The sequence below is a fragment of the Chryseobacterium sp. StRB126 genome (genome assembly GCF_000829375.1).
GTDB lineage: Bacteria > Bacteroidota > Bacteroidia > Flavobacteriales > Weeksellaceae > Chryseobacterium.
The window spans coordinates 2,010,734-2,033,073 of sequence record NZ_AP014624.1 but is presented as its reverse complement, the minus strand read 5'-3'; the positions used below and the strand labels follow the sequence as shown (position 1 = coordinate 2,033,073).

Below are 22,340 nucleotides of genomic sequence, written 5' to 3'. Positions count from 1 at the left end.
AGCCATTGGATTTGTTTTATTTATTTAAGCGGGCTAAAGCCCGCCCCTATTGATATTGATATCCGCATGGATATATACACGGATAATAGTTGTTTAACGACAAGATCTTTTATCTTTTATCTTTTATCTTTTATCTTTTATAACTTAAAGTTATCCAACATAACAAATTACAATTTACTTTATAATAACATATTGCCGAATTTTGACCCAGATTTTAAAAGTTCACAATATGAAAGATTTCATTCTCAATGAAAGAACACGAAAAGTAATTTTTATTGGACTGGCAGTTTTATGTCTTACTCCATTCATTTCTTCTCCCATTGCCCTGGCATTAGGTTTTACCCTGGTAGTCTTTATCGGAAATCCATTTGAAAAGCATTTACATCAATATATTCATCTGCTGTTGCAGATTTCAATTGTAGGATTAGGTTTTGGATTAAAGCTGGATGAAGCGCTTCATGCAGGAAAAACAGGATTAATGCTCACTGTTGTAAGTATTATCAGTGTAATGGTTCTTGGATATTTTTTAGGAAAGATCTTTAAACTCGAAAGACCATTATCCTATCTTCTTTCTGCCGGAACTGCTATTTGCGGTGGAAGTGCTATTGCAGCAGTTTCTCCTATCATCAAACCCAGCACAAAACAAATTTCTCTAGCATTAGCAATTGTTTTTACATTAAACTCTATTGCATTGTTCGTTTATCCGGCTATCGGTCACCTTTTGAATCTGTCACAGGAGCAGTTTGGGTTATGGTGCGCGGTTGGAATTCATGATACAAGTTCAGTGGTAGGAGCAGCCAGTAAATATGGTAATGAAGCTTTAAAAATTGCAACTACTGTTAAATTAGCCCGTGCTTTATGGATCATCCCAGTTTCTCTAATAACCATGTTCATTTTTAAAAGCAAGGATTCAAAAATTAAAATCCCTTGGTTTATCGGGTATTTCATTCTGGCCATTCTGCTGAACACTTATTTTCCTTTTATGGATCAATTTAGCACTGCCATTACTTCATTTGCTAAATCCGGACTGAATTTGACTTTATTTTTTATTGGTTCTACCCTTTCCATCCAAACTTTAAAAACAATAGGTTTTAAACCCTTGCTCACCGCTGTATTGCTTTGGGTTACCATCAGTATCGGAAGCCTCTTATATATTATTCAATAAAAACAGCAGCACCCTCCTGAAATCAGAAGGGTGCTGCCTATTAAATGTGGAAATGTTTATTTCATACTTCAATAATTTCTTATACCTGTCCACAAGTATAAACCTGTAGGCAGCCCATATATATAGAGCAATACTCTGGGCCTGTGACAGCACCTGAACAGCTGCATCCGCAAAGAGATAAATCCGGCTTACCGCTTACTCCTCCTGTAATACTTCTAAGATCTTGTTTTTTTAGCTTTTTAGCATTTTTAATAATGTTCATATGATTTAGTTTTAGTTACTCTCCAAAGTTAAACAAAAATAAATTATTTGCAACAAAAATAAATTCAAATTATAATAATTTATTGATTGTAATACTATTATGATATTATAAAATAAGACAATATTACTTATATTTTTTAAACAACATAAAATCTACTCCGTAAACTCCAGGTCTTTATTATGGGTTTCTGAAATCGTCAGTGAAGAATAGAATGCCAATCCAAATACCACAGCACCTACAAATGCAGCACTTTCTATTACTGAAAAACTTCCTTTAAGGAAATCGAAAGCCAGAATCATTACAGGAACCAATCCTCTTACCATATTGGGAACTGTAGTGGTAGCTGTATTTCTGATATTAGTTCCAAACTGTTCTGCTGCAAGGGTAACGAACATCGCCCAATATCCCGTACCCAAACCTAGCCACACACAGAATATATAATATTTTGTCTCCGTATTGGTATTTCCAAATAACATGATCCCAATTCCGACCAGAGTGAAAAGCAACATGTAGAATATGGCCATTTTACGTGACTTCAAAGCATGTGAAATAAAACCACTCGCCAGATCTCCCACAGAAATCCCTAAATAAGCCCACATAATTGCCTTTCCGGGGCTGATGTCTTTAATCCCGAACTCAGGGGCAAATTGATTAGCTAAAACAGCCAGAATCCCTATACAATACCAGGTAGGTAATCCCACAGCAATACATTTTAAGTATCGTATCAATCTGTCTTTATTCGTAAAAAACGATAGGAAATTTCCTTTGGAGACATTTTTATGTTCAATATTCTTATAAATCCCGGATTCCGAAACGCTTATTCTCAGCAGCAATAAAAGAATTCCCATTATTCCGCCAATGATGTAGGAAGTATTCCATCCTCCGGCTAATTCTACAGTTAATTGGGCCACAACAGCACCCATCAATCCAAAACCTGCAACTACTGAGGTGCCAATTGCTCTTAAATTCTTCGGCAGACTTTCAGAAACCAGCGTAATTCCAGCTCCAAGCTCTCCGGCAAGACCTATTCCCGCAATAAACCTTAAAGCGGCATATTGATACACTAAATGCTCTTTTGGGAAATAAGGTAAAAAACCACAGGCAATATTTGCCAGAGAATACACCAGAATAGAGCCAAAGAGTACAGAAAGTCTTCCTTTTTTATCTCCGAAGATTCCCCAGAATACTCCGCCAATAAGAAGCCCTACCATCTGACAGTTCAGGATAAAAGTTCCATCAGCATCCGGATTAAGGCCTAATGCTTTTAAACTGGGAATCCTTACGATCCCGAACAGGAGAAGGTCATAGATATCTACGAAATAGCCCAGGGCAGAAATAATAACAGGAATAGAGAAAATGTATTTCAGTTTTGAAGACAGTGATCGTTCTTGCATTGTTAAGTTTTGATAAAAATAAAAAACCTTTCAATCTCTTGAAAGGTTTTTATAAAATATCTTGTTCCGATTATTATCTTGCAATATTCACGGCTCTTGTTTCTCTAATTACGGTTACTTTCACCTGTCCAGGGTAAGTAAGTTCATTCTGGATCTTTTCAGAGATATCATAAGATAATTGAGAAGCTACTTCATCATTCACTTTTCCACTTTCTACCATTACTCTTAATTCTCTACCTGCCTGAATAGCATAAGCGCTAGATACTCCATCGAAGCTTAATGCTGCAGATTCAAGATCTTTCAGTCTCTGGATATAAGATTCCAATACCTGTCTTCTTGCTCCTGGTCTTGCTCCTGAGATCGCATCAGCTACCTGAATGATTGGAGATAACAGAGATTTCATTTCAATTTCGTCGTGGTGAGCACCAATAGCATTTACTACTTCTGGATTTTCTCCGTATTTCTCAGCCCACTGCATTCCTAAAAGTGCGTGTGGTAATTCTGATTCCTGTTCAGGAACTTTACCAATATCGTGTAAAAGACCAGCTCTCTTAGCTAGCTTAACATTTAATCCTAATTCAGCAGCCATTGTTGCAGCAATGTTAGCTACTTCTCTTGAGTGCTGTAATAGGTTTTGACCATATGAAGAACGGTATTTCATTCTACCTACGATCTTGATTAACTCAGGGTGTAATCCGTGGATTCCTAAATCGATGATCGTTCTTTTTCCTACTTCAATGATCTCCTCTTCAATTTGTTTTCTTGTTTTTTCAACAACTTCTTCAATTCTTGCCGGGTGAATTCTACCATCGGTAACCAATCTGTGAAGGGATAGTCTTGCAATCTCTCTTCTTACCGGATCGAAACATGAAAGAAGAATAGCTTCCGGGGTATCGTCCACAATGATCTCAACTCCTGTTACCGCTTCTAAAGCACGGATATTTCTCCCTTCTCTACCAATGATTCTACCTTTTACTTCGTCAGATTCAATGTTAAATACTGATACTGAGTTCTCAATAGCCTGCTCTGTTCCGATTCTCTGAATTGTTTGGATAACAATTTTTCTCGCTTCGTTTTTAGCATTCATCTGAGCTTCCTCCATGATGCCCTGAACGTGTGCCTGAGCTCTTGTCTTCGCTTCAGCTTTCATGGTTTCTACCAATTCTGCTTTAGCTTCATCAGCAGTGTAATTAGAGATTTTTTCAAGTATTTCTACTTTTTTAGCCGTTGCTATATCTAATTCCTGTTGCTTTTTGTCTAAAATTTCGTTCTTCTTAGAATAATCAGCAATCTGTTTGTCTAAATCTTTTTCAAGTTTTCCAATCTTGCTAAGCTCATCATTAAACTTATGCTCCTTGTCTTTAGTTCTTTTTTCCACTTCCTGCATTTTCTTTTCGCGGGACTGGATATCAGCATCATGCTGTGATTTCAATTCAAGGAATTTTTCTTTAGCTTGAAGATTCTTTTCTTTCTTTATGGATTCAGCCTGTACGTTAGCTTTTTCTATAAGGTTTTCGGCGTTTTTCTTAGCATCATCCATAATAAATTTTGCCTTAGTATTCAGAGAGCTTTTTGAGAACATTATTCCCACGGCAGCCCCGATTACTAAACATACAACACCGACTATAACTTCTATCATAATGTATATTGAGTTTTAATTGTATTCATATCCTTTAAAAATAAAAAAAGCCTACAATAATCCAGAGATTGAGAGTAAACTCCTAATCAACACGATTTGAACTGATTTCCACTGTCTGTAATCCGGAAGACCGGCACGCCATTCGATGGACATTTGTTCGGTAATTGTTTAGCGTTGAGTTTACCTTTAATGTGTTAGAATTATTGTAGGCAGCTTGTTCAGGAAAAAAAATCTATTTCCCGATTTCATTCAACGATTGATTGATCTGTTGTAATCTTTCGTTGGTAGAATTAATATTTTTCTCGTAGTTAAGAGAAACTACTTCTGCATTGGTTCCCAGTTTCAGGGCACACATCGCCAAAGCGTCTTGTTTATCTCTTACATCGAAGTTCTGTTCAAAATCTTTAATCATATTCTCGATCTGCTTCCCTACCTTACGCAAAGTTTCTTCTTCTGCTGCCGGTACGTTCAGCGGATACACTCTTCCTGCAATGTTTACGGTTATTCTCCTTACCTCCATTATAATCCACTGTTTTGAAGCTGAGCAATACAGAAATCAATTTCTTTTACCAATCTGTTGATATGGTTTTTCATTAACCTATTGTGTTCAGGATTTCCTGATATTGCTGAATAAAGCTTTATATTTTTTTGTTCTTCTGCTAATACCTGATTTCTTCTTCTTTCCTCATCATACTTCTTCTTCAATTCTTCATGCTCAAAACTTAATTCTGTCAAATTTTCTGTAAGATTCTTATAGTTCTTTTGCAGAGTCGAAATTTTTCTCTCTAATTCTGAAAAATTGTTTTCTAAATCTTGAAGCATTTCAGGTTTGTATATTCTAACTAGAAGCAAAAATAAAAAAATATTAACACTAACAAAAATAAATAGTCCTATATTTTGATCTCTCCACAAAAAAGGAGATGCAAAAGCATCTCCTGAGTATTTTTAATTTGATAATTTCTTATTCAAATTTTAGTACAAACATTACGGCTCTGGTCTGTAATGTAGATACTGCAGAAGCCCAGTAAGGAGGTGTAGTAGCATTATCAGCCACTTTTTCATTATTCATGAAAAATGTTCCTCTAATAGCAGGGGTAAGTTTAAATTTATTGAAATAAAACTGGATTCCCATTTCTGCAGACCACGCAAAGTTATGAGTAGTAGTTCTGAAGATCTGCTGCATATTGTCATCCGTAGAACTTGAGTTAGACTGTAGGTTCACAACATAGTTTACCCCAGCTGCAACATATGGTCTTGAGTTGTACCATCTTCTTCCGTGAAGCTCCAAAAGTACCGGAATGTCAACCAATGTAGATTTAATATCCCTTACTTTATCTTTTTCCTGTAAAGGGATTGGTGTAAAAGGAGGATTAGTTACAGATCCACCTGCATACAAATCATTGGATTGAGTATTAAAAGTCAGCTGTCTTTGTGCAAACTGCAACCCCGGCTCTACTCTTACATCCAGATAATCATTCAGTCTCCATTTTGCAATAAGCCCGGCACCGAAGCTGTAACTTTCTTTAGTGCTGGTAACAAGATTCTGATTATCTTTCATCCCATAGGTTGGATGTAATACGATTCGGTAGTCCAGTTTATTCCCGTTCAAATAAAAACCCCAACTGAATTTCTGCTCGTCGAAATCTTCCAACTTATCCATTCTGTTTCGGGTTCTAAATTGCGCGTTTGCAAAAACGGCAACATTTACTGAGGTTAAAACCAGTGCTTTTAATAGAAATTTATTCATAGGTTACTTTGTTGCTTTATAAATTGTGGCTATACCCAAACTTAATTTTTTATATTCAACTTTCTTAAATCCCGTATCTAAAAGAATTTGCTTCATCTTCTCCCCGAAAGGAAAAGCATTTACAGAATCCGGAAGGTATGTATACGCCCTATTATCTTTGGAAACCAGTTTACCTATTGCAGGCAATATATTTTTGAAATAAAACATATAAAATGGCCCCATAAAACCCTCAACCTTTGAAAACTCCAGTATATAAACACTTTTGTTATCTTTAACTACTCTTCTTAACTCTGCCAAACCTTTGGGAAGGTTCTCAAAATTCCTTACTCCAAATGCAACGGAAACAGCATCAAATCTATTGTCCTCGAAAGGTAAATTTTCTGCATCTCCTTTTTGCATGGAAATTTTGCCGTCTAATTTAAGTTTTTTTATTTTAATAACGCCAACATTGAGCATTTGTTGTGATAAATCTAAACCAACTACTTTTGAACCGGTTCCTTTTTCGATCGTAATGGCAAGATCTCCCGTTCCTGTAGCCACATCCAGCACTTCCTGCGGGTTATCATTTTTCATCCATTTTACCAATTTATTTCTCCATAAAACATCAATTTTCATGGATAAAACATGGTTCAAGAGGTCATACTTTGGTGCAATATTGTCGAACATATCCTCTACCTGGCTCTTCTTAGTAGCCTCAGAATTGTAGGGAGTAACTTTAGTGATATCTTTTGTCAAAACTTAAAACTTGTAATATTCTTTATAATAATTTAGGAAATCCTGCTTTCTGAAGACTTTTGATCTTGATTCCACTTTCTGGACATTCTTAATCACTTTGTCATAATCTTCATCTACATTGTAATAAAAATCTTCTGTGTAAAGCTTATTGAAACGCTTTGCTCCTCCGTAGTAATCCTTTCCGTCAATAACAGTCTTGTCAAGCGCTGTCAATAACGAATCTTTTTTAAGATTATACCCGTAGTACTGGTCATTCACGTAGTAATCCTGATGCGCAATATTAAGCAGACCACGAAGTTTGTTTACTTCAAATGCCGAATCGTAAAGCATTTTTTTATTCTGATCGAAAACCTGAATAGAGTTTTTTCCCTTATTCAAATCCACATGCACATACTGCCCCGCCGATATAATTCCTTCAGAACCGTTATTGATTTTAAAGTAATACGTGTTAGGGGTAGGATTATCTACAACATAATAATTCTTCTTGGCTAAAAAAAGGAAGTAGATCCCAAAGGCAACGATAAACGCCACACCTGCAATAAGTAAGCCTTTTAAGGATGGGTTGTTTTTCATAGATTGTAAAGTACAATTTTTGCAAATTTAATAATATTTTTAATTCTCCGTTATTAATATTAATTATTAACTTTGCATCTTTAAAAAAATCATATAAACGAATGTCGAATACGATCATTATTGGCTCTGGATGTTATATTCCGAACAGAGTTGTTGGTAGAGATTACTTCATGAATTCCGAGTTCTACACCGAAGACGGAGTAAAGATTGAAAAACCTGTGGAAGAGACCATTGCTAAGTTTGTAGAAATTACAGAAATCGAAAACAGGAGATTTATTGAAGATGATCTTTCCAATTCACAGATCGGTTATGAAGCCGCAAAAATTGCCCTTGAGGATGCAAAAGTAGACGGCGAAGAACTGGATTATATTATTTACGCAAGTAATTTCGGGGAAGTTACAGAGAACGGATACGCAGACTTTATGCCGACAATGGCAGCAAGAGTTAAGAATAAACTAGGAATTAAAAACAGAAAATGTGTAACGTATGACATGATTTTCGGTTGCCCGGGATGGGTAGAAGGTATGATTTTAGCAGACAATCTTATTAAAGCTAAAGTGGCCAAAACTATTCTTGTTATTGGAGCAGAAACTTTAAGCCGTGTAACAGACCCGCATGACAGAAACAGAATGATCTTTGCTGACGGTGCCGGAGCGGTAATTGTAAAAGCAACAGATGAGGAAAATGTAGGAATCATTGCTCACAATACGATCTGTGACAACGGCCCTGAACTAAATTATCTTGAAAATCAACCATCTATAAACAAAGAAGTAGATCAAAAGCGTCTTTACGTAAGAATGTTAGGTAGAAAAATCTACGAATACGCTCTTAAAAATGTTCCTGTAGCCATTAAAGACACCATTACTGATGCAGGTCTTTCTATTGAAGATATCGACAAAATTCTTATCCACCAAGCTAATGCTAAAATGGATTATGCTATGATTGAAAGACTTCACAGACTTTATGATGTGAAAGAATACGATCACGCTATCTCTCCTATGACGATCCAAAACCTTGGAAATACATCTGTTGCCACCATTCCTACTATGTATGATTTAATAATTAAAGGAAAAATGGAGGGTCAATCGTTTAAAGAGAATGGTAACATTGTAATGACTTCGGTAGGTGCCGGAATGAACATCAATGCTATCGTTTACAGATTTCCTTAAAAATAATTTTAATTAAAAATATAAAAAGCACAAAGGAAATCTTCTTTTGTGCTTTTTTTGAATCAGAATATGTCAAAGAATCTTTTAATCACCGCCGGAATCTTCCTGTTTTTGGAGATTTACATCTACCAAGCCATCAGAACCCTTACAAACAATTTCTGGATAAGAACGGGGTATTGGACAGTATCTTTAATTGTGTATGCCATCTTCGCTTATGAGGTTACCCATTACCAGAGATCAGACCGAAGTATGCTGAGAGCTCAGATCATGATTTCAGTATTTCTGATATTTATCCTCCCAAAAGTTTTCATCGTTTTATTTTTACTAATTGATGATATTGTAAGAACCGGAGGCTATTTGGTCGGCTTTGCCAAACCCTCTGAAAACTTCTTTCCAGAGAGGCGAAAATTCTTAAGTCTTGTAGGATTGGGTATGAGTGGAGTGCTTTCTGCCCTGTTTATTGATGGGATTACATTCGGGAAATACCGTCATAAGGTGAGAAGAGTAAAGGTTAAATTCCCCGATCTTCCAAAAAGTTTTAAAGGATATAAAATCATTCAGATCTCTGATGTTCATAGTGGAAGTTTCTCCGATCCTAGCAAACTGCAGCATGCTGTTGATCTGATTAACGAGCAAAAACCCGATCTTGTTTTATTCACCGGAGACATGGTAAATAATGTAGCAGATGAATTCAAACCATTTATTCCTGTGTTTTCACAAATTAAGGCCAAAGACGGTAAATTTGCTGTATTGGGAAACCATGATTATGCTGATTATGTAACCTGGGATTCTACTGAAGCGAAGAAAAAAAACCTTGACACCCTAATTGATTATGAAAAACAGGCCGGATTTGACTTATTGAGAAACGAGCACAGAATCATTGAAAAGAACGGAGAAAAATTGTACATTCTTGGTGTTGAGAACTGGGGATTAAAACCATTCCCTCAATTCGGAAAAATTAACGATGCTTTAAAAGGAGTTCCTGAATCCGCAACCAAAATCTTAATGAGCCATGACCCTACCCATTTTGATCATGTGGTAAAAAAACACCCCGGAAACATCCACTTAACGCTTTCAGGACACACTCATGGGATGCAGTTTGGACTGGATCTTAAAAATGTAAAATGGTCACCTGTTCAGTATCGTTACCCAAAATGGGCAGATCTTTATGAAAGCGAAGGAAAGCTACTATATGTAAACAGAGGATTCGGAGTATTGGGATACCCGGGAAGAGTTGGGGTATTACCGGAGATCACTCTTTTTGAACTGAGTTAGAGATGTAGGGGTCGGGATGCGAGATTCGGGTCACGAGTTATTAGTTGCCGGCTATTTGGCTGCTAGTTTTTTTTTAGTTTAATATTTAATTAAGAAATGGAACATCTGTCCTTTTAAGAAATCGTTCTTTCCTAATTCCTGCAACCTAATATCTAACACCTATTACCTAAAAAATATAATCTTTCATACGGGAAGTGGCCATGTCTCTCTCGTTGAGAAAAATAAGGAGGGCATCTAATTTGTCCTCCATTTTTTTGCCCGAAAATAAGCTTCGGTAAAAAGGAATATCAAAACGGTATTTATTAAAATTGGTAAACTGCCATGCATTAAGATAGATCAAAACAAACTCTTCATTCTGCAATGTCTCCAATACCATATTCTGATAATACTTCATCGGCAGAATCTGGAATACAAAATCATTATAGGGTAACTGACTGTAGGGTGAGATACTTTCCGGCACAATACTAAGCCCATCTTCTTCTGTAATTTCAGTATCTCTTTTCAGACGTTTGAAGGGAAAAAGAATATTGGCATTGTCAATATTGGAGACATAATTAAACTCTAAAAGCTTCAAACTTTCCTGTGGGATCTTTACATCTTTCTGACGAATTCCTCTAATCTGTTTTCCTAAAAGATCCTGAATATTTTTCTTTGCATTCTCAATTTCTTCCAGGTTTGAACCTTTATTATAAAAAGCAATTTCATGCCCTTGGGATGAAATTGCTTTAATAAGATTCTGCAGTTTTTCAGTGAGAGAAATCTCTACAAAAAAACTTGCTTTTGTATCATGAATATCTAAAACTCTAAGAATAGCTTTTGTATTCTCTTCTGTAATTTTTAATCTTTCTTCACCCGTAATTTGAGAACCATTTTTAGTTCCAGCCTCAATATTTGCAATGTTGAAAGTTAATAAAACCATTTAAATTAAATTTTAGATAAAAGTTATAATAAATTAAAAATCAGATGTTAAATAACAACTTAATCAAAGTATTACTTTACATTATTAATTCTTAGCTAATTTTACTTTAAGATTTTTAATCATGTCTTTCGTCATTTCAGAAATTCCGAAATCATAAGTCAATCCCCAATCTTTTTTAGCTACAGAATCATCAATAGAAGCTGGCCAGGAATCTGCAATGGCTTGTCTGAAATCCGGATTATAATCAATACTAAAATCCGGGATTTCTTTCTTGATTTCTTCTGCCAATTCTTTTGGAGTAAATGACATCCCTCCTAAATTATAAGATGAACGTACTGTTACACTTTCCTTTGGAGCATCCATTAATTTCAGAGTTGCATTAATGGCATCATCCATATACAACATAGGCATTCCTGTGTTCTCGGAAATGAAACTTGTATACTTTCCGTCTTCAATAGCTTTGTAGAAAATCTCAACTGCATAATCGGTTGTTCCACCACCTGCCGGAGTCTTCCAGGAAATCAATCCAGGATATCTGATACTTCTTACATCCACTCCATGTTTGTCGAAATAATACTCACACCACTTCTCTCCTGCCATCTTAGAGATTCCATAAACAGTTGTTGGGTTCAGCACTACATCCTGTCCTACATCATGCTTAGGAATTCCTTTTCCAAACACCGCAATGGAACTTGGCCAAAAGATCTTTTTAAGAAGCCCTTCTTTCGCCATTTCACAAAAATGAAGAAGAGGCTCAAGATTCAGTTTCCATGCAAAAATAGGCTGCTTTTCCGAAGTTCCAGATAAAAGTGAAGCCAAATGATACACTGTAGTGATGTCATAATCTTTAACGATCTGTCTCACTAATTGAGTATTGGTAACATCCATTCTCTCATAGTGACCTGCAGAGGTAATTCCCTCCTGCCATCTATCCAGACCGGAAGCGACAACATTTTCTGCTCCGTGAATTTCAACAAGTCTATTGGTAAGCTCGGTGCCGATTTGTCCCAAAGCACCTGTAATCAGTATTCTTTCCGTATAGGATTCCATTTTTTAGATTTTTTTTAGAATTGTACAAAAGTAAAAAAAACATGTCAACCATAACAATAAAGGTGTATTTAAAAATACACCCTGGATTGTAAATGAAAAATTATTCTTGAATTTCTTATTTCTGGTTACAAACGAAAATGATGTTCAGACTTTTTATCTTTATAAAAACAAAATTCAAAATCAAATAATGATAAGTATCCTAATGAGTTAAAAGCTAAACATCAGATATTTTTAAAACTTTAGCCTCTATCAGATTATTAATTGTATTCAACAAGTCCTGCATATTATAATCTGCTTCAAATTCAGATTGTATCTCATCAAGAATCAATTGTAAGCTTTTTATGCCGTCAATTCTTGATAACAACTCAATCATAAAATCTGCATTTTCATACTGAACCCCTTGTTTTGTAAAAAAAACAGAATGGTAATCTATTTCTCCCAGATTGGTTATTTTGAACTCACGGTTCACAAATAAAGGCTGAGAGATATTCAGAATGGCATCTGCTGTTACGATTTTATCATTTGTTTTTTTTCTTGCAACAAATGCCCAATTTTTATGAATAATAGTGGAAAGATGTTTATCAGAACTCATATAGGGGGTCTCCACAAATTCTTCATCTATTATTTCAAAATCAAAGTTTGTAAAGACTTTCTTAATCTCCGCAGGTAATAATTTATGAACAAAATTATCATAAGGATATCCAACCGGACCCAAATTAATAAACAATCCTCCCGGCTCCAAAATCCTATAGAGTTCCTGAATATAAGACTCCACACTCATTACATCAATAAAGTATATGGACACCAAAATACTCATAGATTCCGACCTTAAAGGAAGATTCTTTATATCTGAAATAAAAGGAATAATGTTTCCTACAGGTGAATCATCCCACTTCTCAATAGTATGTGGAATGCAGGAATCATTATTATCATAAACGTTAGATTCATTAATCTCTATTAATTGTATTGGCCGTTTATTCAGTATTTCATTAAAAAAATACATCATCCGATAAGACAAATCGGAACAATAAATAGTGGCTGAAAAAAGTTTTGAAAACTCATAAGCAAACCTTCCTGTTCCGCTTCCGATAAAAAAAATATTTTCCGAATTTTCTGAATGTTTATCAATCAGAGTTTTAACAGCAGTGATGATTATATTGAGTTCTTTTTCACTTTCCGGCAGATAAGACCAGTCTCTTTTTAAATACAAAAGCTCTTTACCCACAACCGGATCATTACTCAATGTAACATACTGAAAATGATCTAACTGAACATACATCCTTATAGGATCGAGCATTTTGTCATAGATGAGTAAGTTTCTCTTATATGAATCAATTATTGTATTGATTATTGGCTCCCGATCAGTCTGAAATTTTGCTAATTCTTTATTATACTGAAGGTAATTATTTACATTTTTAATATGATTTTTGATGCTAAAAAATACTTCAGATAAGAAAAAAGAAGCATCACTCACTAAAACAGGAGTATTATTAACAGTAAGATAAAAACTTGAACATGATGCACAGGTAGTATCTTTAGAACTAATTTCTAAAGGACTTTTGCAATTAACACAAACAAAATTCATTTAATAATTATTTTATGGCTAAAAAACCTTCAAAACAAAGGTATTTCATAACGGTAGTGATATCTTCGAAACCAGCTCTTTTCAACAGATCTAAATTTCCGTTGGTAGAAAAAGGCTCTAAAACACCCTTCAAGCTACGTTGTTTAGAAATGATCTCTTCGGGAGTATACCCTCTGTCTAGCTTATACTCCATATATAGTGTAGAAATGATATCCTGAAACCTTGCATCACAGGCTCTTACTTTTTCAAAATAGATAAATGCCCCGCCCCAGTTTAAGGATTCGTAAATTTTATTGATTACCAGCTGGCGTACCCGTGGATTAATAAACTGAACTGAGTAATAAGAAATTATAAGATCTGATTTTTCCAATTCAAGATTAATAATATCATCACAAATGAGATTAATATTATTAAAATCTGCACATTTTTTCTTTGCCTGAAGAATCATATCTTGTTCTATATCAATTCCTGTTATTTTGATCTGTTTTTCAATATTCAGATTCCGATTACCTATTTTTTCCAATAAAGTCCCTGTACTACAGCCTATTTCATAAATATGAGATCCGTTATTAACAAAAAAATCGGATAGAGAGCATATAAGATCGTGCCCCTGATTATAATAAGGAACAGATAATTTAACATGCTCATCAAAGTTTTCAGCTACTGTCCCTGAGAATTTCCAATTAGATTCTATAGATACAATATTATTTCCTACAACATTTTTCATATGGTCTTCTGTAGATTTTTAGATTTAAACTTCTCCAGATCAAATACATAAACCTGATCTTTTATATCCAATGAATCAAATAATTCTTTTCTTTTCTCATAAAGTTTTTCATAACCTTCACGGAAGATAGCAAACATTTCTTTTCCATATTCACTTAAGATCCGATCAGAATATTCCTGATACTGATAAATTCCCAATCCGTATTTATACATTCTGAACGCATACCTTCCTATAAGTTCCAGTCTAGAGTCTTCATCCAGGTTTTCTTCATTATCAAGAATGACATCAAAAATATAATTCCCAGTATATTGTGGAAAGAAGGAATAAAAAGCATTGATGAGATCACGGTCATCTGTTTCAATCCCGGAAAAATGAGACATCGGAGTTGTATAATCCATAATAAACAGTTTATCTCTATCGATAGACATCGGATAAAACAAAGCGTGCCCACATTGGTGCGTAATTTCCTCCAAAAAGAAAATATCAGAAACTTTTTCGTTATTTAAATTGATATAAGCATTATTCAAAGTACATATGGATGCAAAGGAATTTAACTGACTGCTTGTAAAAAGAACGATTCTTCTCATGGTATAATTAAGCCATTCAGCATAAAAAGGAGTATGCTTTTTGATCAAATGATAGGCATTATTTAAATGCAATACACTTTTTTCGAGACCCTTTTCCAATTCTATATTTTCTGTCTGGTCCGGAAAAAACTGAATGATGCTTTCATCTTCTGATCTACAAATCTCAATATCTGTATCGCTGATGTATACCTCTTCTTTAAAAGAAACAAGTGCAATCTCTCTATCAGATTTGAAAACAGTAAAAGAAGTATTGTTTTTGATTCTGATTTCTAAATTTTCATTAGGTTCATTAGTATAAAAGTATCCAACCTTAGGAATGTGAACAACACCATGTTTATTGGAAATTGCATTTATCTTTGATGGAATAGGCTCTAAAAATCCTAAAACCATTTGTTCAACAGGAATATTTATTTCTGTGCTGAAAGCAGAACAGATCATTGGCTCATTAAATGCATCAGTATCTTCTAAAAGAGCGTACAGATTCTCATATTTTTCTTTGAATAAACTGCGGAAGATCAACTCAAACTCTTCACTTCCTTCTTCAAGCAAGCTTTCAAAATATCGTTGTTCGATTTTCATGGTAGTATAGTTATTAGTAGGAAAAAAGGCTGAATTAAAAATTCAGCCCTATGGTTTGGCTAATTAACCAATTGTTCTGATAGTTCCAATTGTTGGATTAGTAGGGTTAGTTACAACTTTCGTGTAGCCTGGATGGCAGTACTGCTGTAATACTAGAGTTCCCCCATTGATCTTGTTTAACATTTCGCTTTTTACAGTTTTTTGCTCAAACTGCTCCAGAGATAATCTCTTTTTTGTTTTCATGATATTAAAATTTAAAAATTATGCCTACTCTTGGTTTGGTTTTTCGGCTTCCCCCATTATTTTTTCGCAAAGGCGTCTATCTCCCATTTACTTATCTGATAAGGATATTTCTCATATAAAGCACCATTTTCATTAAATGAATTTCCGGAAGCATAATACTCTGAAACCATTTCCATTAAGGAATGGAATTCATTATTGTCTTTATTAATTTTATGCAGGGAAATAGCCTTATAATACAAAGCATCTGAAAATTTAGGCTGTAATTGCAGTGCCAGATCAAAAGCTGAAACAGCCGCTTTATAATCTCTTTGCTCATATTTTATGATTCCCAGATAGAAATATGCTGATGGTGAGATCCAATCTTTCCCAAATTTCTTTTCTATAAAATCCAAATCCAGGTTGATATACTTCTCTGCCCTGTCATATTGGTTTAATTGAAGATAGCAAAGCGCCCTGTAAAAATTATATGTATGATCATTTTCAATACTTTCACCAAATTCTGCCGAAGCATTATCAAAATCCTTAAGTGCACTTTTATAATCTTTAGAAAAAATACAGTTCAGATACCCTCTTCTTCCCAGATATTCCCGTCTGTCATATTGTACAGCTTTATTATAGTAATCTAAAGCAATCGTGTATTTTCTTATTTTCCAGTAAGGCAATGCTCTTCTCTGCCATAGTAAAGCGATTGTAGAGTCTTCTTTTATAGCTTTCTCAATATTACTTTCCCACTCCTGATCAAGATAGTGATATCTATATGCTCCATGATCAAGATACTTTACAAGAATATCTTTTTGTTTCTGGGTAAGATCCTGAGAAAATGCTGTTGAACATATTAACAAATATGACAAGTAAAATACTTTTCTTAAGAAAGACATGATCTGGTTATTGAAGTTTTATATCAACAATGTTAGAAATATTTATTCAATTGACAAAATAATTCAAAATTTTATGAAAAATATTTTATTATGTTAAATAATAACTAACAATACAATATTTTAACGAAAAATAAAAATATATCAGAATTAGCTATCAATACTTACTTCATATTTAATAATTCTATTTTTTTAGCATTTATTTTATAATTATTCCAATAAAGGTGACAAATAAATCAAAATAAAATTGACACTCCCGATCAGTTTATTCATCATTTTTTAGATAAAAAAACTATATTTTTGTTATAAGAAAAACAATCAGTATGAAGAAAATTTTAATTGCGTCGATTATATTAGCCAGCCAGCTTAGCTGGGCTCAGTTTACAGATATCAATATTGTAAAAGAGGTAAAGGTTAAGAATAAAGGTGTAGTAGTATCTGCCCATCCATTAGCCAGTGAAGCGGGAGCAAAAATCCTGAGAATGGGCGGAAATGCTTATGATGCCATTACAGCAACTCAGTACGCATTAGCCGTAGTGTATCCACAGGCAGGAAACATTGGCGGTGGCGGATTTTTAGTAGGTGTAAAGAAGAATGGTGAAAAATTCACACTGGATTACAGGGAAACAGCTCCTAAAAAGGCCTCCAGAGATATGTATCTTGATAAAAACGGAAAAGCCAACACAGACTTATCTCAAAACGGACGTCTGGCAGTAGGTATTCCAGGAAGTGTAGCCGGATTCTTTGCTACGCTGAAATATTGTAATCTTCCAATGGAAAAGATCATTCAGCCAGCTATTGATCTTGCAGAACAAGGGTTTGCCATCACTGAACAGGAAGCTGAGATGCTTAACAATAATACTGAACATTTTAAGAAACACAATAAATCAGCAATCGTTTTTGTAAAGGATACTCCATGGAAAGCAGGCGACCTTTTAGTACAGAAAGACCTGGCAGAAACTTTAAAACTGATCCAAAAACTGGGTGCAAAAGGGTTCTACGAAGGTAAAACAGCGGATCTTCTGATCGCTGAAATGAAAAGAGGAAACGGAATCATTACTTTGGAAGACCTTAAAAACTATAAGGTTGCAGAAAGAAAAGCTCTGGAATTTGAATACAAGGGAAACAACGTCGTTTCAATGCCTTTACCTTCAAGCGGCGGGTTGCTTCTTGCTCAAATGTTGAGAATGGCTAGCTTTGAAAACCTTGAAAAGTACCAACAGAATTCAACACAAGCTGTTCAGATCATGACTGAAGCAGAAAGAAGAGCTTTTGCAGACAGAGCTGAATATATGGGAGATCCGGATTTTATTCAGGATAAAACCACTTATCTGATTTCTGACGAATACTTAAAAGGAAGATGGAAAAGTTTCAGCTTTGATAAGGCAACTCCAAGTGCAGAAGTCGGAAAAATCATAGAACAGCCTAAAGAATCAACTCAAACCACTCATATTTCTGTGCTTGATAAGGATGGAAATGCTGCATCTGTAACCACTACCCTGAATGGATATTATGGAAGTAAAGTACTCGTTTCCGGAGCAGGTTTCTTTTTAAACAATGAAATGGATGATTTCTCAATTAAGCCGGGAGTTCCGAACATGTTTGGAGCAGTAGGCGGAGAAGCAAACTCTATTCAACCCAATAAAAGAATGCTTTCTTCCATGACCCCTACCATTCTGCTTAAAAACGGCAAACCTTATATGGTAGTGGGGACTCCGGGAGGAACTACTATTCCGACTTCTGTATATCAATCTATTGTCAACGTGGTTGATTTTAAACAAAACGCAAATATTGCGGTAAATGCTCCTAAATTCCACCATCAATGGCTTCCGGAAACAATAAAAGTGGAAAACAACTTCCCGGAAAGTACTATTGCTGAACTGAAAAAGAAAAATTACACTTTTGAAAAGGTAAAACAGATCGGAAAAACAGAAGTGATTGTTCTTGATGAAAACGGAAACATCCACGCCGTTGCAGACGGGCGTGGTGATGACTCCGTAGCAGTAGAATAAATATTTCTTTATAAATAATATAGCTTCGGCTTCATTCTATAGGCAATTTGCCTGCAAAGAATGAAGCCGAAGTCTTTTCCCTCTACAAATCCAGAAGAAAAGATTAATTTTCATGACTTTTGTCAGTTTTTCAAAGGAAATTTATTAATTTCCGCCCTTAAAAAAACAAAACGACTGTTCATTGAAAGCAAAAAAAATATACAATCAGCTTTATTTTCAGGTTATCATCGCAATTAGCGCAGGTATTTTACTTGGAAATTTTTATCCTGAACTGGGAGAAAAAATGAAACCTTTAGGGGATGGATTTATCAAATTGGTAAAAATGATTATTGCCCCGGTCATCTTCATTACACTTACCTTGGGAATTGCTCATATGACCGACCTCAAAAAAGTAGGAAGGATTGCCATAAAAGCCATGATCTATTTCTTTACCTTCTCTACCCTAGCCCTTATCATTGGTCTCGTGGTTGGAAATCTTTTACAGCCCGGTCACGGGTTAAATATTGATCCGGCAACCCTTTCGGGAAATGTATCTGAATATCAGGAGAAAGCCCATGAATCAACCCTAACGGGATTCATTATGAATATTATTCCTGAAACGCTTTTTAGCCCTTTGGTAGGCGATAATATCCTTCAGGTTCTTCTTGTTGCTATTTTAATGGGTGTCGCATTGGTTTTAACAAAGGAAAAAAGCCAAAAAGTAACTGATTTTCTTCAGGATATGTCTGCTCCTATATTCAAAATTGTTCATATTCTGATGAAACTAGCGCCCATCGGTGCTTTTGGAGCTATGGCATTTACCATAGGAAAATATGGGCTTCATTCGGTTTTGAATCTTATCTTTTTGGTAGCTACATTCTATATCACATCTATCCTTTTTGTTGTTTTAGTCTTAGGAGCTGTGGCATGGTATAACGGATTCAACATTTTTAAGCTGTTATTTTACCTTAAAGAAGAGCTTCTTTTGGTGTTAGGAACAAGTTCATCAGAATCTGCCCTTCCGGGAATCATGGAAAAAATGGAAAAAGCAGGCTGCTCCCGAACGATTGTAGGTCTTGTGGTTCCTACAGGTTATTCTTTCAATCTTGATGGAACCAATATTTATATGACACTTGCCTCTTTGTTTATAGCCCAGGCACTCAACATCCACCTTCCCATTGAGAAACAACTGATGCTTCTTCTGGTTGCCATGTTAAGTTCAAAAGGTGCAGCAGGTGTTACCGGTGCAGGTTTTGTAACATTGGCAGCAACATTAGCGGTTGTCCCGGAAATTCCAATAGCCGGAATGACACTTATCTTAGGGATTGATAAATTTATGAGTGAATGTCGTGCCCTAACGAATGTTATCGGAAATTCAGTAGCAACTGTAGTGGTGGCAAATTGGGAAAATCAGCTGGATAAAAAACAGTTACAGTATTGTCTGGATAATCCCCACGAAATTGAAAAGCACCTAGAGGGTTGATCTTTATGAAAAGGATATATAGAATTCAGATTTTATTTGCTTTACTTACATTAGTTCCTTCTTTTGGAAAATCTCAGATTAATGATGGTAATATTCGATTAAAAGTTTTGCAAAAAAAATTAATTGGGAAAGAATTAGTTTTTGGAAAATGGAATGAAAAAGGAGGAATGGAAACCCGCTTAACCTATTTGGGAGCTGTAAAAACAAATCAAGGGAAAATCTTTAAAATCATGAATTCTGTATGGGTTTGGGGCTTATCTCAAAGAGCGACAAACAGAATTTTAATTTTTAATGAAAAGAATCAGTATGTCGGAAATTATTATTTGACTTTAACCACCTATTTACCCACCAAATTAAAAAATGGAGTTCTGATCTTTCAAAATACAGATGTCAGTTGCAATAAAAATACAATTACAAGAGTTAACCTAAAAAATGGGTTACCTCAAGAATTCTTTAGAAAGTGTAAAAATGATTTTGGTGATATTTACGGCTTTGATGGAACAAACTAAATAACACTTTACACTAAAATATTCAAGCTTGCAGGCTGTACTTTCACATGAACCGGTGATTCTATCTTATTGAACTCGCCATCAAGGTGCCAGTTTTTGGTATTTACTTTAAATGAAATCTCTGAAACAGGAAGATAAGTCACATATTCATCATCCTTTAACCTTTTGGTGAACATTCTGAAAGCAAACAACGCAGAATAAGTCAGAGGGAATTTTTTAACCAACACCATATCTACCAATCCATCGCTTTTGCTTGCTTTGGGTGCTATATAGGCATTATTTCCAAACTGTCGGGTATTGGCAACATTAAGCATCAGGTATCTGCCATTGTACTGCTTATATTCTTCATCAAAAAAGGTAACCTTAATCGGCCTATAGTTAAAGAATGTTTTTAGTGAAACTTTAATATAATTTTTGAAGCCACGACTGGTTTTTTCGAATTCTTTTACTACTTTCCCATCAAATCCTGTTCCTGAAACGTTGATGGAAAGTCTGTCGTTTACCGTAAAAGTATCAATCTTCCTGAATTGTTTAGCTTTTATTTTCTCTAAAAGTTCATCCAGATTCTTACTGAAACGGGTTTCATTGGAAAATCCATTTCCTGATCCTGCCGGAAAGATAGCCAGTATTTTATCTGTAGAGATCAGATTTTTGGCTACGGTAGAAATTGTTCCGTCACCTCCAATGGCTACAAAAATATCTACTTCATCAAAATGGGTTCTGATAAATTCGTCTGTTCCCGGAATCGATTCAGAAACATAATATAAAGGATTACCGACCTTATTTTTAAGCTCATTCAAAAACGGCTGATAATTCTTTTTGGCCGAAAAAGGATTGATGATAAAAGCTACTTTTTCCATTACCGCAAAAATAGAAAATGCTTCCTGAACCCGGAAGCATTAAGTTATTTAATTTTCATTCTTTCTTTAAATTCTGCATTTAATGTACCCTTTAGCTCTTCCCATGAAATAGGAATCGTGATATCTCCTGCTGCAAATGCAGCAATTTCATATGGACTGTAGTGAAAATACAGGTTTTTATCATCAAAATAGAAGTTGTTTGAAGCCGGAATTTTTTCTACCAATAGCATTTCTGAGTTTTTTACATTTCCATCTCCGTCCATCGTTCCGCTGTTGATATTATTGATGTTTTTCATCAGCATCTCTTCAAGTTTACTTTTTGGGGTGGAAGTAATATCTTTTAATTCTAACTTTTTATTGTTCTTAAGATCAAAGATCCTTTCCGAAAACCCATAATTATCATGTGCACCGCCTTCATAACCACTTCCTGTATACTGAATATGCATATAACCGTTACTATTGGATACTAGGTTCATATGTGAACTTGAATACCAATCCTGCGCAAAAGTGATGTCTGAAGCCCAATCCTTACTGTCTTTTTTTACAGAGTTGAAATAATTATTTTTTTCAGTCTCCAGATAAGTTTGCAGGCCAGTCTTGGAAAAATCTTTTATTTTATCATTTTGGAAGTAGATGCTGTCTAACAGCTTTTTATCTTTTATAGTAGGAAACACCAACAGTTTGGAGGTATAAGTAAGTTTTAAGGAATCCGTAATTTTTGTGGAATCTTTTATTATTACTGAATCTATTACAAATTCTTCAGACTTTTTATTTTCCGTTTTCTCTGTTGATGTTTCTGCTGTTTCATTTTTCTTACAGGCAGTAAACACAAAGAATGAAGAAAGTGCAAGAACGGCAATCGTATTTTTCATAATTTTAATTTTTATTATTTAATACAAAAACCATTCAAAAGATGAATGGTTTTTAAAAAATTATTCAAAAAAAATAAATAGACGCTATAAACTGCCTCCAA

The 22,340-nt window shown here is 34.8% G+C and carries 23 protein-coding genes; 6 read left to right on the top strand and 17 right to left on the bottom strand.

Annotated elements, in window-relative coordinates; translation table 11 throughout:
- The first annotated feature begins 229 nt into the window (after positions 1–229).
- Positions 230–1,165: a YeiH family protein gene (locus tag CHSO_RS09115; RefSeq protein WP_045495186.1), complete on the top strand. Its 936-nt coding sequence runs from the start codon at positions 230–232 to the stop codon at positions 1,163–1,165.
- 79 nt (positions 1,166–1,244) lie between these two features.
- On the opposite strand, the gene CHSO_RS09110 is transcribed toward CHSO_RS09115, so the two are convergent.
- The 8 genes from CHSO_RS09110 to CHSO_RS09075 all read right to left on the bottom strand — a co-directional run bounded on the left by CHSO_RS09110 (position 1,245) and on the right by CHSO_RS09075 (position 7,515).
- On the bottom strand, positions 1,245–1,427 hold the full coding sequence (locus CHSO_RS09110; protein ID WP_045495185.1) for a hypothetical protein: 183 nt from the start codon (positions 1,425–1,427) through the stop codon (positions 1,245–1,247).
- A gap of 152 nt (positions 1,428–1,579) precedes the next feature.
- The gene (locus tag CHSO_RS09105) at positions 1,580–2,821 is read right to left on the bottom strand and encodes an MFS transporter (protein ID WP_045495183.1); all 1,242 of its coding nucleotides are present in this window, start codon (positions 2,819–2,821) and stop codon (positions 1,580–1,582) included.
- 73 nt (positions 2,822–2,894) lie between these two features.
- On the bottom strand, positions 2,895–4,460 hold the full coding sequence (rny, locus tag CHSO_RS09100; RefSeq protein ID WP_045495181.1) for a ribonuclease Y: 1,566 nt from the start codon (positions 4,458–4,460) through the stop codon (positions 2,895–2,897).
- A 232-nt stretch (positions 4,461–4,692) separates the two neighbouring features.
- Positions 4,693–4,980: a cell division protein ZapA gene (locus CHSO_RS09095; RefSeq protein ID WP_045495179.1), complete on the bottom strand. Its 288-nt coding sequence runs from the start codon at positions 4,978–4,980 to the stop codon at positions 4,693–4,695.
- Positions 4,980–5,282, bottom strand: a complete 303-nt coding sequence (locus CHSO_RS09090; protein ID WP_045495177.1) for a hypothetical protein — start codon at positions 5,280–5,282, stop codon at positions 4,980–4,982. Before CHSO_RS09090 ends, CHSO_RS09095 begins: the two co-directional genes overlap by 1 nt.
- A gap of 139 nt (positions 5,283–5,421) precedes the next feature.
- Positions 5,422–6,207: a porin family protein gene (locus CHSO_RS09085; protein WP_045495175.1), complete on the bottom strand. Its 786-nt coding sequence runs from the start codon at positions 6,205–6,207 to the stop codon at positions 5,422–5,424.
- Between the two features lie 3 nt (positions 6,208–6,210).
- Positions 6,211–6,942 carry a bifunctional demethylmenaquinone methyltransferase/2-methoxy-6-polyprenyl-1,4-benzoquinol methylase UbiE gene (gene ubiE, locus CHSO_RS09080; RefSeq protein ID WP_045495173.1) on the bottom strand — a complete coding sequence of 244 codons (732 nt, stop codon included), beginning with the start codon at positions 6,940–6,942 and terminating at the stop codon, positions 6,211–6,213.
- A 3-nt stretch (positions 6,943–6,945) separates the two neighbouring features.
- Positions 6,946–7,515: a hypothetical protein gene (locus CHSO_RS09075; RefSeq protein WP_045495171.1), complete on the bottom strand. Its 570-nt coding sequence runs from the start codon at positions 7,513–7,515 to the stop codon at positions 6,946–6,948.
- A 101-nt stretch (positions 7,516–7,616) separates the two neighbouring features.
- Here CHSO_RS09075 and CHSO_RS09070 point away from each other — a divergent pair, with 101 nt between their 5' ends.
- The gene (locus tag CHSO_RS09070; RefSeq protein ID WP_045495169.1) at positions 7,617–8,684 is read left to right on the top strand and encodes a 3-oxoacyl-ACP synthase III family protein; all 1,068 of its coding nucleotides are present in this window, start codon (positions 7,617–7,619) and stop codon (positions 8,682–8,684) included.
- Between the two features lie 69 nt (positions 8,685–8,753).
- Complete coding sequence (locus tag CHSO_RS09065) at positions 8,754–9,959, top strand: metallophosphoesterase (protein ID WP_045495167.1); 1,206 nt, start codon at positions 8,754–8,756, stop codon at positions 9,957–9,959.
- 166 nt (positions 9,960–10,125) lie between these two features.
- On the opposite strand, the gene CHSO_RS09060 is transcribed toward CHSO_RS09065, so the two are convergent.
- The 7 genes from CHSO_RS09060 to CHSO_RS09030 all read right to left on the bottom strand — a co-directional run bounded on the left by CHSO_RS09060 (position 10,126) and on the right by CHSO_RS09030 (position 16,500).
- Positions 10,126–10,878, bottom strand: coding sequence for a polysaccharide deacetylase family protein (locus CHSO_RS09060; RefSeq protein WP_045495165.1), 753 nt, complete (start codon positions 10,876–10,878; stop codon positions 10,126–10,128).
- Between the two features lie 84 nt (positions 10,879–10,962).
- Entirely contained in the window at positions 10,963–11,928 is a 966-nt protein-coding gene (locus CHSO_RS09055) for an NAD-dependent epimerase/dehydratase family protein (RefSeq protein ID WP_045495163.1), read from the bottom strand.
- Positions 11,929–12,142: 214 nt separating this feature from the next.
- Complete coding sequence (locus tag CHSO_RS09050; RefSeq protein WP_045495161.1) at positions 12,143–13,513, bottom strand: methyltransferase domain-containing protein; 1,371 nt, start codon at positions 13,511–13,513, stop codon at positions 12,143–12,145.
- A 7-nt stretch (positions 13,514–13,520) separates the two neighbouring features.
- Positions 13,521–14,240, bottom strand: a complete 720-nt coding sequence (locus tag CHSO_RS09045) for a methyltransferase (RefSeq protein ID WP_045495159.1) — start codon at positions 14,238–14,240, stop codon at positions 13,521–13,523.
- Positions 14,237–15,406: a hypothetical protein gene (locus tag CHSO_RS09040; RefSeq protein WP_045495158.1), complete on the bottom strand. Its 1,170-nt coding sequence runs from the start codon at positions 15,404–15,406 to the stop codon at positions 14,237–14,239. The genes CHSO_RS09045 and CHSO_RS09040 overlap by 4 nt, the downstream gene beginning before the upstream one ends.
- Positions 15,407–15,469: 63 nt before the next feature.
- Positions 15,470–15,649 carry a hypothetical protein gene (locus CHSO_RS09035; protein ID WP_045495156.1) on the bottom strand — a complete coding sequence of 60 codons (180 nt, stop codon included), beginning with the start codon at positions 15,647–15,649 and terminating at the stop codon, positions 15,470–15,472.
- A 56-nt stretch (positions 15,650–15,705) separates the two neighbouring features.
- Positions 15,706–16,500 (bottom strand): tetratricopeptide repeat protein, encoded by a 795-nt coding sequence (locus CHSO_RS09030; protein WP_045502200.1) that lies wholly within the window; start codon positions 16,498–16,500, stop codon positions 15,706–15,708.
- A gap of 347 nt (positions 16,501–16,847) precedes the next feature.
- On the opposite strand from CHSO_RS09030, the gene ggt reads away from it, so the two are divergent.
- The 3 genes from ggt to CHSO_RS09015 all read left to right on the top strand — a co-directional run bounded on the left by ggt (position 16,848) and on the right by CHSO_RS09015 (position 20,507).
- Positions 16,848–18,536, top strand: coding sequence for a gamma-glutamyltransferase (ggt, locus tag CHSO_RS09025; RefSeq protein WP_045495154.1), 1,689 nt, complete (start codon positions 16,848–16,850; stop codon positions 18,534–18,536).
- A gap of 181 nt (positions 18,537–18,717) precedes the next feature.
- Positions 18,718–19,998 (top strand): dicarboxylate/amino acid:cation symporter, encoded by a 1,281-nt coding sequence (locus CHSO_RS09020; RefSeq protein ID WP_045495152.1) that lies wholly within the window; start codon positions 18,718–18,720, stop codon positions 19,996–19,998.
- A gap of 107 nt (positions 19,999–20,105) precedes the next feature.
- The gene (locus CHSO_RS09015) at positions 20,106–20,507 is read left to right on the top strand and encodes a hypothetical protein (protein ID WP_144428884.1); all 402 of its coding nucleotides are present in this window, start codon (positions 20,106–20,108) and stop codon (positions 20,505–20,507) included.
- An 8-nt stretch (positions 20,508–20,515) separates the two neighbouring features.
- On the opposite strand, the gene CHSO_RS09010 is transcribed toward CHSO_RS09015, so the two are convergent.
- Positions 20,516–21,367, bottom strand: a complete 852-nt coding sequence (locus CHSO_RS09010) for a diacylglycerol/lipid kinase family protein (RefSeq protein ID WP_045495148.1) — start codon at positions 21,365–21,367, stop codon at positions 20,516–20,518.
- 44 nt (positions 21,368–21,411) lie between these two features.
- Positions 21,412–22,239, bottom strand: a complete 828-nt coding sequence (locus CHSO_RS09005; RefSeq protein WP_045495146.1) for an RsiV family protein — start codon at positions 22,237–22,239, stop codon at positions 21,412–21,414.
- Positions 22,240–22,340 lie beyond the last annotated feature (101 nt).

Excerpts from the sequence above, each read along its gene's own strand:
- CHSO_RS09115 (WP_045495186.1), top strand. The coding sequence starts at position 230 with ATGAAAGATTTCATTCTCAATGAAAGAACACGAAAAGTAATTTTTATT.
- CHSO_RS09035 (WP_045495156.1), bottom strand. The coding sequence starts at position 15,649 with ATGAAAACAAAAAAGAGATTATCTCTGGAGCAGTTTGAGCAAAAAACT.
- rny (WP_045495181.1), bottom strand. The coding sequence starts at position 4,460 with ATGATAGAAGTTATAGTCGGTGTTGTATGTTTAGTAATCGGGGCTGCC.
- ggt (WP_045495154.1), top strand. The coding sequence starts at position 16,848 with ATGAAGAAAATTTTAATTGCGTCGATTATATTAGCCAGCCAGCTTAGC.
- CHSO_RS09085 (WP_045495175.1), bottom strand. The coding sequence starts at position 6,207 with ATGAATAAATTTCTATTAAAAGCACTGGTTTTAACCTCAGTAAATGTT.
- CHSO_RS09070 (WP_045495169.1), top strand. The coding sequence starts at position 7,617 with ATGTCGAATACGATCATTATTGGCTCTGGATGTTATATTCCGAACAGA.
- CHSO_RS09010 (WP_045495148.1), bottom strand. The coding sequence starts at position 21,367 with ATGGAAAAAGTAGCTTTTATCATCAATCCTTTTTCGGCCAAAAAGAAT.
- CHSO_RS09110 (WP_045495185.1), bottom strand. The coding sequence starts at position 1,427 with ATGAACATTATTAAAAATGCTAAAAAGCTAAAAAAACAAGATCTTAGA.
- CHSO_RS09090 (WP_045495177.1), bottom strand. The coding sequence starts at position 5,282 with ATGCTTCAAGATTTAGAAAACAATTTTTCAGAATTAGAGAGAAAAATT.
- CHSO_RS09075 (WP_045495171.1), bottom strand. The coding sequence starts at position 7,515 with ATGAAAAACAACCCATCCTTAAAAGGCTTACTTATTGCAGGTGTGGCG.
- CHSO_RS09045 (WP_045495159.1), bottom strand. The coding sequence starts at position 14,240 with ATGAAAAATGTTGTAGGAAATAATATTGTATCTATAGAATCTAATTGG.
- CHSO_RS09005 (WP_045495146.1), bottom strand. The coding sequence starts at position 22,239 with ATGAAAAATACGATTGCCGTTCTTGCACTTTCTTCATTCTTTGTGTTT.
- CHSO_RS09065 (WP_045495167.1), top strand. The coding sequence starts at position 8,754 with ATGTCAAAGAATCTTTTAATCACCGCCGGAATCTTCCTGTTTTTGGAG.
- CHSO_RS09095 (WP_045495179.1), bottom strand. The coding sequence starts at position 4,980 with ATGGAGGTAAGGAGAATAACCGTAAACATTGCAGGAAGAGTGTATCCG.
- CHSO_RS09050 (WP_045495161.1), bottom strand. The coding sequence starts at position 13,513 with ATGAATTTTGTTTGTGTTAATTGCAAAAGTCCTTTAGAAATTAGTTCT.
- CHSO_RS09040 (WP_045495158.1), bottom strand. The coding sequence starts at position 15,406 with ATGAAAATCGAACAACGATATTTTGAAAGCTTGCTTGAAGAAGGAAGT.
- CHSO_RS09060 (WP_045495165.1), bottom strand. The coding sequence starts at position 10,878 with ATGGTTTTATTAACTTTCAACATTGCAAATATTGAGGCTGGAACTAAA.
- CHSO_RS09055 (WP_045495163.1), bottom strand. The coding sequence starts at position 11,928 with ATGGAATCCTATACGGAAAGAATACTGATTACAGGTGCTTTGGGACAA.
- CHSO_RS09105 (WP_045495183.1), bottom strand. The coding sequence starts at position 2,821 with ATGCAAGAACGATCACTGTCTTCAAAACTGAAATACATTTTCTCTATT.